The sequence below is a fragment of the Nitrososphaerota archaeon genome, assembly GCA_011605775.1.
Taxonomy (GTDB): domain Archaea; phylum Thermoproteota; class Nitrososphaeria; order Nitrososphaerales; family JAAOZN01; genus JAAOZN01.
Genome location: JAAOZN010000046.1, coordinates 1 through 10,120, shown reverse-complemented (window position 1 = coordinate 10,120; position 10,120 = coordinate 1). Strand labels below are relative to the sequence as shown.

The 10,120-nt window shown below is 47.6% G+C and carries 11 protein-coding genes; 8 read left to right on the top strand and 3 right to left on the bottom strand.

Features of this window, described 5'->3' with window-relative positions:
* From HA494_04395 to HA494_04385, 3 genes are all read left to right on the top strand, one after another.
* Window positions 1-156: Ni/Fe hydrogenase subunit alpha (locus HA494_04395; GenBank protein NHV97010.1), on the top strand; the 156-nt coding region annotated here is incomplete at its 5' end.
* 100 nt (window positions 157-256) lie between these two features.
* Entirely contained in the window at window positions 257-1,087 is an 831-nt protein-coding gene (locus HA494_04390) for a hypothetical protein (GenBank protein ID NHV97009.1), read from the top strand.
* Window positions 1,084-2,307, top strand: a complete 1,224-nt coding sequence (locus HA494_04385) for a (Fe-S)-binding protein (GenBank protein NHV97008.1) — start codon at window positions 1,084-1,086, stop codon at window positions 2,305-2,307. The genes HA494_04390 and HA494_04385 overlap by 4 nt, the downstream gene beginning before the upstream one ends.
* Before the next feature lie 32 nt (window positions 2,308-2,339).
* Here HA494_04385 and HA494_04380 read toward each other — a convergent pair whose 3' ends face one another.
* Window positions 2,340-2,771, bottom strand: coding sequence for a glycine cleavage system protein H (locus HA494_04380; GenBank protein NHV97007.1), 432 nt, complete (start codon window positions 2,769-2,771; stop codon window positions 2,340-2,342).
* A 104-nt stretch (window positions 2,772-2,875) separates the two neighbouring features.
* Here HA494_04380 and HA494_04375 point away from each other — a divergent pair, with 104 nt between their 5' ends.
* On the top strand, window positions 2,876-3,322 hold the full coding sequence (locus HA494_04375) for an OsmC family protein (protein NHV97006.1): 447 nt from the start codon (window positions 2,876-2,878) through the stop codon (window positions 3,320-3,322).
* Here HA494_04375 and HA494_04370 read toward each other — a convergent pair.
* Both HA494_04370 and HA494_04365 read right to left on the bottom strand, forming a co-directional pair.
* Window positions 3,319-4,494, bottom strand: a complete 1,176-nt coding sequence (locus HA494_04370) for a (Fe-S)-binding protein (GenBank protein NHV97005.1) — start codon at window positions 4,492-4,494, stop codon at window positions 3,319-3,321. The genes HA494_04375 and HA494_04370 overlap by 4 nt on opposite strands.
* Window positions 4,491-5,597: a phosphate uptake regulator PhoU gene (locus HA494_04365; GenBank protein NHV97004.1), complete on the bottom strand. Its 1,107-nt coding sequence runs from the start codon at window positions 5,595-5,597 to the stop codon at window positions 4,491-4,493. The genes HA494_04370 and HA494_04365 overlap by 4 nt, the downstream gene beginning before the upstream one ends.
* Window positions 5,598-5,711: 114 nt before the next feature.
* On the opposite strand from HA494_04365, the gene HA494_04360 reads away from it, so the two are divergent.
* The 4 genes from HA494_04360 to HA494_04345 all read left to right on the top strand — a co-directional run bounded on the left by HA494_04360 (window position 5,712) and on the right by HA494_04345 (window position 9,986).
* Entirely contained in the window at window positions 5,712-6,098 is a 387-nt protein-coding gene (locus HA494_04360; protein ID NHV97003.1) for a glycine cleavage system protein H, read from the top strand.
* A 109-nt stretch (window positions 6,099-6,207) separates the two neighbouring features.
* Window positions 6,208-7,650, top strand: a complete 1,443-nt coding sequence (locus tag HA494_04355; GenBank protein NHV97002.1) for an FAD-binding oxidoreductase — start codon at window positions 6,208-6,210, stop codon at window positions 7,648-7,650.
* Window position 7,651: 1 nt separating this feature from the next.
* Window positions 7,652-8,836 (top strand): (Fe-S)-binding protein, encoded by a 1,185-nt coding sequence (locus tag HA494_04350; GenBank protein ID NHV97001.1) that lies wholly within the window; start codon window positions 7,652-7,654, stop codon window positions 8,834-8,836.
* Window positions 8,837-8,927: 91 nt separating this feature from the next.
* Window positions 8,928-9,986: a radical SAM protein gene (locus tag HA494_04345; GenBank protein NHV97000.1), complete on the top strand. Its 1,059-nt coding sequence runs from the start codon at window positions 8,928-8,930 to the stop codon at window positions 9,984-9,986.
* Window positions 9,987-10,120 lie beyond the last annotated feature (134 nt).

Below are 10,120 nucleotides of genomic sequence, written 5' to 3'. Positions count from 1 at the left end.
GTCAACGATGGGTTACTCAACATGGTTGAGATGGCCTTCAGACCGTATGACCCCTGCTTAGCCTGCGGTACACACGCATTACTAGGGCAGATGCCTCTGGAAGTCAACATCTACGATAGCAAGAAGCGGCTCTACAAGAGGATCGCAAGAGGCTAAGCGGGGGGTTCTCTCTTTTTTTGAAACCTACTGTTTCCCACTTTCTTCAACTGTTGTTATGTCAGTATATACCAGATATGTTAACAAGGTGAGTTAGGGTATGTTTGATCCTGTTACTATAGCTGCAGCATTCTTCGCAGTAGGAGTAATCGCCTTCATCATAGGTGCCCTACTTAACCTAAGGTTATGGTTACTTGGCTCAGAAAGCGTATCCAGTACGTTAGTGACAGTTATTAAAACAATATTTAGCAGACAACTGCTAACTATAATACGCACATTTATAGTAAACATCTTCGGACAGAAGCGCCTCTACACAGTAGATCGGCTAAGAGGGTTAGAGAAGGCTTCTTTTGTAACCTTCTATGTGCTGCTGATCCTCATCAACCACATACTCGCTGATATAGTTGCAGGAGTCTCTACAGTGGAAGCTTTCCTTAACGAGTTCTTCAGATCACCCTTCTTCCCAGCATACATATTCGAAGAAGTTAAAGATCTGCAAACGCCTCTTTGGTCTGCTTACTTTTTTATCGACAACTTGAGTATGGCTATGGTCCTCTTCTTCGCTGAGCTTCTTGCTGTGCATCGGCGCTTCTTTAAGAAGCACTTTGAAGCAGCTACGCGAGAAGACGCCGTCCTCCTATTCCTACCTGTGATCTGGTTCATATTCAGATATATAGCCGAAGCCGTTACCATAGTGAAGTACGGCAGCCCGCCTGGGAGCCAATTCATGTTTGTTGCTTATGCTATTTCTCTCCTCCTAGCACCTTTGAGTGAAGCCCAGCTCTCTCTACTCTACTCCATCCTATGGCCTACCGCAGGCTTCTTCCTAGGTCTATTCTTCGGCATCATACCCTACACCGGTAGGCTTTGGCACGCCTTCGCCGCGCCTCTAACCATGCTTGTCAACTCAGTGGGAGGTGAGCGTAGATGAAAGACTCTAGGAAGCGTCTGCCGCTTACCGTTAAACAGCTAATAGAATTGGATGGCTGCACGCGATGTGAGATCTGCAAAGACGAATGCACAGTCTACAGAATTGCGAAGCAAGATCCCTCAGTAAACTTCCCCCAGAGCTACGCAGCGCTTATACGGGGCTTCAGACAGATTCTAAGGAAGCAGCACGGCTTAGGAGCTAAGATCTTTGGATTAAATCTGCCGAGGGAGCGCCTTAACTCTTATATCGAGGGGCTCTTTAGATGCACAACCTGCGGTAGATGCCGCACCTTCTGCCCAATAGGTATCGATACTAGATCTCTCGGCATAGCGATTCGAGAGTACTTTGTGCAGCAGAATCTATACCCGAAGAACTTCGATCTTATGAAGGAGGGGTTGAAGAGCAACTACAACGTCTTTAACCTACCCTACAGCGAGCGAACCTTCTGGGGTGACTATGCGCCTACACAGGTAAACTTCTTGGGCCAAGTTGAGCAAACCGAATGTGAAGCGGTTTATTTCGTGGGATGCATGACCTCATACTCCCCAACCATACAAGATATAGCTGTTGCTACAGCCACACTCTTAGACAAGATGAGTCTAAAGTACATCTGCTTGGGGAGTGAAGAGTGGTGCTGCGGCTACCCCCTCATACTCGCTGGTATGCGGAGGGAACTCGATTGGCTTAAAGAACATAACATTGAGCGAGTGAAGGCTTTGAACCCCAAGATCATAACATTCTCCTGCCCATCTTGCTACCATACCTGGGTGCACGAATACGCACCTCACCTACCCGGTGTTAAGATGCTCCATAGTTCACAGCTACTCTACGAGATGATCAAAGAAGGTAGGGTCAAGCCGAAGCCGCTTGAAATGAAGGTAACCTACCACGACCCCTGCGATCTAGGGCGCAACTCAGGCGTCTATAATGAGCCGCGTGAAGTTATTAACAGCATCCCGAAGCTGACATTCAAGGATATGCCTAATAGCAGAGACAAATCTTGGTGCTGCGGTGGAGGCGGAGACGTAGAGATGGTTGACGAAAACCTACCCTATAAGCTAGCCAAGACCGTTTTAGATGAAGCTGAGGGAACCGGTGCTGAAGCGCTAATCACAGCTTGTGGGCAGTGTAAACGCATCTTCCTGAAGGCGGTGCCGAAGCACGGGAAGAGTCTCAAAGTTATGGACATAAATGAGCTGGTGCTACGGTCAATCGAGTAAAAATATGGGGTGCCGTAGGGCACCTCTGCTTCCTACTTCTTTATAATCTTAGGTATCTCCTCTTTAAGCCACTCGTTGAGCACATTCAAGTCGCTTATTAGATTTTTGAGCTCCTCGTTAAGCTTCGATGGCTTAAGCACCGCAACCCACCCTTCGCCGTAAGGATCTGAGTTGAGAAGCTTGGGTTCTGTCTTGAGCCTCTCGTTGGTTTCAACGATCGTGCCTGAAACGGGTGATTTTAGTGGACCTACCCACTTACCCGTCTCCATTGTGCCGAGGGGCTTACCTGCTTCGACAACTCTTCCTTTTGGCATAAGCCTCACGAAGACGATAGGTCCTGCTGCTTGCTGCGCTAGGTCTGTGATGCCTACCCTAACGTTCTCCCCCTCTATTTTAAGCCAAAGATGATCCTTTGAGTAGTGAAGCCCTTCAGGGAACTCATATTTTTCGTGCAGCTTAACCATGAGCCATCTCCACACTTGTTTGTCAATGTATGATAAAAGCCTTACCCTACGCTCGATTTATTTTAAAAAAAGTTTTTATTTCGCCCCTCGCTCCTACAGCATATATGGAGAGGGCTAATCCTGAGGTTGTTACATATACTCTAAGGGCTGACTGGGATGAGCAGAGTGGTGCTGAAATTACCACGAGGGGCATAACAATTAAAGTAGATCTCCCTCCTGAGTTCGGTGGCCTAGGGCGTCATCTAGCCCCCGATGAGCTCTTTCTGGGCGCGATAGCTGGCTGCCTCATGATAACCTTCCTTCACTTCAGAAAGACGAATAGATTGAAGCTGCGTCTCCTCCAGTGCACGATAAGCAGTAGACGTGTTCAGACTGGGCAAGGTTATCGCCTCCAGGATATTCGCGCTACTCTGCGTATAAGGGTGGATAAAGATCAGGTGGAGGTGGGGAGGAAGTGCATAGAGTTGGCACGAAACTACTGCCCTCTCCTAGCGGATCTAAGCTCACCACTAAAGATCGATGTAGAGGGTGAGATTGAAGTAGCTAGCTAGGTTAACTCAGCTTGGATGGCTAAAAGTTCTAGTATATCTAAGACCTCTATACCGCTTTTGACCTTCCTAGCAGCATCCGAAAGCGCTATTTTACAATCAGGGCAAGCTGAAACTACTACATCTGCCCCCACTAAACCAGCTTGCAAGAGTCTCCGCCCAGCAGCCTCGAGTCTAGCAGCTGGATCAACGACCTCTATGATGTCACCAACACCAGCACCACAGCATCTCGTTTCAACACCTTGCTCAGGGAACTCCAGAACCTTATTGGCGATTTTTCTCAATATCTGCCTAGGTTCCTTGAACACCCTTAATGCTCTAGAGAGTTGGCAAGGATCATGGTAAATAATCTTCACATCGCTCTTTTTAACATCACTCAAAGCGCCTTGCCCTACTCTTTCAGCTAGAACCTCAACGAGGTGATACACCTTAAAGGTTGGTTGGCGCCTAATAAGCGAAGGGTAATAGTTTTTCAGCGTGTTGACGCAGGAGGGGCAGCTTGAAACAACACATTTAACACCAAGTGACTCTATAAACTCAACGTTATGCTTAGCATGCTCTTCAGCCTCCTCCCAAGCGCCTATGGCTAAAAGAGGGGCTCCACAGCACCATTCATCCGCACCTAAGACCGCCCAATCTTCGCCTACCCTGTTTAAGACCAAGGATGCTGCATACGCTATGTCCTGCCCTTGTGATCTATAAGAGGGTGTGCAGCCAACGAAGTATAGTGTATCCGCCGCCTTATTTATGCGAATCTTTGTAAGCCCTACGTAGTCTATCCACATACTTCTTGCCTGCGCGTCAGCACCGAAAGAGTTTCGGCTCTCCCTTATTGAGTTGCGTAGCTTTAGAAGCGGTTCAGGCATCAACCCTTTCTCCGCAAGAATTCTTCTAAGCCTATAAGAGCTCGCCACTATGTCCAAATGATAACTACAGCTTGAGCATCTACCGCACAACCCGCATCTATAAGTATCCTCTAACACCCTCATCTTACGAGCTACATCTGCTGTGCTATGTCGATTAGCTTCTATCAGCAACCCTTCTGCTATAATGCTTGGCAGAGGGCGTAGCCCCCCCTCACTCTCTACTGCGCAAAAGCTGATGCAAGATTTACAGTTCAAGCAAGCCTTAAGGAGACCAGTCTCTTCTTCATCAACATCTATCAAACTAGTCATCTACTCCCTTTACTAACAGATTCGCGCAGAGAAGTTTCTTCGCTTCTAACACCGCTTTCAATGGTTATGTAGCTCCCTGACTCCTCTGTTCCTCTGTTTATCGCTATCTCTGCAATGGATTTCATATCAAGTATGCTGCACTTCAGCTCAGCGATCACGTTTAGCAGCGCCGCTTTAACGATTTCATCGGCTACGGCGCTGGTCATGTTAACAACCATCGCATCTATATCCTCAGCCTTCTCAATAACTTCATCTATGATGCTGTTTGCCTTTTCTATATCTCGCACAAGCAAAGCTTCTATCGTATCCGTCTGAGTTTGTAGGACATATCTACCTAAATCCATAACTTTACTTAAAGTCTCTTTGTCTGGTTTGACGCCGTGTTCTATCATCTTCATAACCCATTTACAAATACTCTCATTATGCCTAATCAACGTCTTGAGAATCCTGACTACCGCTCTGTTCCCGACAAGCCAGAGATAAGACTTTACACCCAAACTTTCAGATACGGATTTGTCGCTTACAGCAGTGAGAAGCTGCCTTATTATCAGCCAATAGATCTTGTCGCATTCACCTCCAGTAAACAAAACATTCTCTAAAAGGCTCTTATCCCACTCATTAAGGGCGCGCACGATGTTATCGAGCATAGAGTAGGTTAGTAGATGTAGCCTTCTTATTGAATTATCAAGTGAAGGCTTACTAGGGTCAGCGAGGCTTTGAAGCAACACTATGTTCTCTGTCTGCTCGACAATGTGCAGACCGACGAGCTTCTGCAGAACCTTATTTACTTCAATCATCTGCTCGGGTTTAAAGCCTCGCCGAGACTGTAACCAAATCAGTTCGTGCCCCACGTTATAAGCTCCTATAATCAATCTGTCGAGAAGAGTCTTGGATCTGATAGAGTCTACATTTATTACACAGACTTTCGGTGCAGTGTAGAACTTCTCTTTTAGCTTAGATATTCTCAGCGCGTTCTCTTCCCCCTCTTCGGCCAAAACATAATCTCCTTTCTTCAGCTTCACCGCTTCGACCCACTCTTTCGGCAGCGTCACCGCTAGTGTCGATCTTCCCAGTTTCACAACCCTTCGCATCTGAGGCTTCATACAGAAGGGTTATTGCTCTTCTGCCTTATATTGTTTATGCCAACTTAACCTGTATTAATATCATCACGGAGAACTCTATATAGAGTCGTAACTAACTTTAAGGTGGTGATGTGGATGGCTAAAAGAAGTAAGCTCGAGGAGATTGTGGGTAAAGTGGTGGTCTCGCCGGATGAGATCTGGGCGAAGGTAGAAGGGAACCCATCAGCTCTGTCAGTCAGAGTAGGCATCACAGACAAACTCCAAAGAGAGGTGGGTAACATAGAGTTCGTTAGAGTTCTACCAAAAGGCAGATATGTGGGTAGAGGCTACCCCTTCGGATCCATCGAATCAGGGAGGCGCATAGTCCTACTTAGGGCACCGATCTCTGGCTCAATCCAAGAAGTGAATGAAGAGTTAAGAGCTGACCCCACGCTTCTGAACAAAGACCCAACCGGAAGAGGATGGGTTGCCGTCTTTAGACCATTAAACCTCGAAGAGGAAATAGAGCAGCTAGCGAAGTAGAGAGATGGCGCATTATAAGTGCGCTTCACCTTCTATTTATTTTCTTTATCATAATATAGACTAATTGGTATCGACATATAAAGAGAGCTACACAATTAGAGATTAGAGGATGAACATAAAACAAGAACTCTTAACCGTTTTAGGTGAGCAGAACGTTTCAGACCTACACGCAGAGAGGAAGGTTTACAGCCACGACCTCGCACCACTACCAAGCGAAGTTTCTTGGCTCTTTAAGAGCACCCCAGATCTGGTCGCTAAACCGAGAACGAAGGAGCAAGTGTCAGAGGTCTTAAAGATCGCTAACAAGTATAGGATACCTGTTACCCCACGTGGTGCGGCTACCTGGGGCTATGGTGGTGCGGTGCCGACTAAAGGCGGGATACTCTTGGATCTAACCGGCTTGGATCGTATACTTGAGTTTGATAGGAAGAGTGGCCTGCTCAAGGTAGAGTGTGGTGTAGTGTGGCAGAGTCTAATCAATCTGCTAGAGGGTAGCGACTGGCGTCTACCAGTCTGCCCTTCAAGCTCCCCAAGCTCTACAGTCGGAGGCTGGGCTGCTACTGGTGGTCTCGGCTACGGCTCGCTTAAGTATGGCAGGTTTGTCGATAATGTAGTTCAAGCTACTGTTGCCCTGCCTTCTGGTGAGATAGTAACCATAGATAAGATGTCGACACCCTTAACATTAGAACAAGCGTTTTCTTCAGAAGGCGTGCTCTGCATCTTCTTAGACCTGACGCTAAGGCTTGCACCCAAGCTAGAGATGGAAGAGCCCTTCTTAGCCTACTTCTACCAGCTCCAAGGCGCACTTAAGGCTGCCAACCGCATCTTACAGTTAACGAAGCCCGACACATTGGTTCTAAGAGCATTTGGTTTCTTAAAAGCTAGACGTGATAAGGCTATTAAATCGATAGAAGACGCTGAATCAGGCGCAATTCTATTCGGTCTCTACAACGGCTCTAAGGCCGAAGTTGAAGGTTGGATGAAGGCTTTCCGCGATGTGGCTCTTGAATTCGGTGGTAATGTTAGACCAAGTAGAGAAGCTTGGGATGAATGGAATGAGCGCTTCTACCCGCTGAGAATAAAGAAGTGGGGTCCGACCGTCTTGACGTCAGACGTTCTGATTCCAGTTAGGGCGCTGCATGACATGATCCTTTACTCCTGGAAGCTAGGTAAAGAATCTGGGATGGATGTGGAGCTAGAGGCGATATTTACCTCACCCGAGCACGTACTCTACTTCCCACTTTTCCTTAGTGACGAGAGGAAGCCTCTAAAATATCTTACACACACCGCTATCACCAAAAAGCTGATAGATGAAGCGGTAAAGCACGGAGGTCGCTCATACGGCTACGGTATCTGGAACTCCTTCCACCTAAAAAAGTCTGAACCGGAGCGGAAGAAAGAACTAATCGAGCTTAAGAAGCGGCTAGATCCGAACAACATCCTTAACCCTGGAAAGACATTTGAAGCTAGGTCTAAGTTCGGCTTAGCTCTACCTGCCCCACTTTATTCACTATTCTTGGATACGTTATGGGTTTTTGGGAAGGTGTTGTAGTATGAGCCTGTTTAAGCTACCCTCTCTACAGAAGATAGATATCTTTGCTTGCGCACAGTGCGGCTACTGTGTCAAAAAATGCCCAATATACAATGCGGTTAACTGGGAATCCTACTCACCAAGAGGCAGACTCTATCTTCTGAAGCAGCTTCAAGAAGAAAACAAATCCTTCATAGGTAAGCTGTTCGCCAGAGATAAAATCGATATTAAAGAGGTCGTGCAGAGGATCTACGACTGCGCGATCTGTGGAAGATGCGAAGAGGCTTGCCACCTGGAACTAAACCTACCGACCCTATGGGCAAAAGCAAGAGAAGCTTTCTTCTCACTAGGCGTAGCGCCAGAGCTCCTATCCCAAGTAGAAACCACGATACTCAGTAGAAAGAACGTCTTCGGAATGGATGCTGAATCTAGAGGAGACTGGGTCATATACACGGGTGTGGATGCTCCTGTAAAGAAGGAGGCTGATATAGCCTACTTCGTCGGATGTGTTACATCATACTCTGGTAGGGTGCAGAGTGTGGCGCAGGCTATCGCAAGCATATTGAATCACGTAGGCGCTAACTGGACTCTGCTGGATGGGGAATGGTGCTGCGGCCACCCGCTCTACGTGAGCGGTGCAGTTTCAAAATATAGGGAGTTGGCTGAGCATAATGTAAAGGCTATCGAATCTACAGGCGCCAAGATCGTTGTTACTGGCTGCCCAGGCTGTAGACTCGCTTTAGCTGAGGAATACCCAGCAATATTAGGATATGAACCAGACTTCGAGGTGTTGCACTTCACTCAGCTGTTAGATAGGTGGATAGCGGAGGGAAAGATCAAAGTTGAGAAGAGCGAAGACCCTGTAACCTACCACGACCCTTGTGAACTAGCTAGATTAGGCGGTGTGATTGAACAACCTCGGCGCGTTATCTCAGCTCTCACCGATAGATTTATCGAGCCGATGGAGCGTGGTAAAGACGGTGTCTGCTGCGGGTCTGGTGGTATGCTCAAGGCTACCAACCCCACCTTGTCAGCCACGTTGGCTGAAATGCGGCTCAACTCTCTTCTAAACACAGGTGTGAATACGGTACTTTCAGCCTGCCCAACGTGTGATCAATCTCTTGCTGAAGCTGGTGTTAAGGCGCAGAAGAATATTAGAGTCGTGGACCTTACGCAACTGCTAGCGGAACGGCTTGGACTTATGTAGACATCTACCGTAATCTCTTTAAGAGGGTATAAACTGGAGAAAGGTAGAATTGGAGTCCCCCCGGTATGTTCGCACAAGCCTAGCTGGCGCTATGACATTAGGCTTCGTCCCCGGCAGATTTTATAGAGACGCCAAATCCTACTGCCTGAATCTCCTATTAACCTACAGAGACGGATGTGTTGGTAGATGTGCTTACTGCGGGCTTTCACGCACCCGTCTACCAGATACTCCCTGGTCTGAACGAAGCTTCATCAGAGTCGATTGGCCTGCTGTTAGGCTTGACGATGTTGTCGAAAGGTTGGCTAATGGCACTTGTCCACATGTGGAGCGGGTCTGCATCTCCATGGTAACCAATGGTAGGGCTCGCGCAGATACAATAACTGTCGTTGAGAGGATTAGAAAGGTCTTCGACCAGATTTCGGTTCTGATAACGCCTACAATTGTAGATAGAGCGTGGTTGAAGGAGGCTCGTGATGCTGGTGCTGATATGGTTGGTGTCGCAGTCGACGCCGCTACACCAAACCTCTTTGATGCGTTAAGAGGTAGGGGAGTAGGGGGTCCCCATAGGTGGGAGCGTTACTGGAGCATCTTGAGGGATGCTGTGGGCGTCTTTGGAAAGTATAATGCTGGCGTGCATCTGATCGTAGGGTTAGGTGAGCGTGAATACGACATGGTTAACGCGATTCAACGCGCCTATGATCTCGGAGCGCTAACGCACCTCTTCTCATTCTTCCCAGAGGAAAAGTCACCTATGGAGAGCTACCCGCAGCCTCCGATAGGTCAGTATCGGAGAATACAACTCGCCAGATACTTGATCAACAAAGGTTTGGCTAGGGCTGAGCGTATGAGGTTTGACGAGAGGGGTAGGATAGTTGACTTCGGCGTGGAAGAAGCTACTTTAAAGGAGAGCATCGAAAGCGGCACACCTTTCATGACATCTGGGTGCAGAAGCAAGAATCGAGAAGGTGCTTGCAACAGACCCTATTCAAACTCAACCCCCTATCAGGCGCTAATAGGTGAAATAAGAAACTACCCCTTCCAACCTACGCCTGATGATATTAAGATTATAAAGATGCAGCTGTGGGACTACTCAGACGTCCCGGTTAAACGTTGGATCGAAGCTCCTGAGTTGGTGGATGAAGGGCAGTAATGGATATAGTAGATACTTGTTTTCAGCGGCCCTTCGCCTCCCTAAAAAATTTGTTCAGCAAAGCAGAGCAGATCTTTAAGCAGAACTTCGGTAACAGACTCTTCCTTTACGCCCCGGGTATGGTAAATTACGAG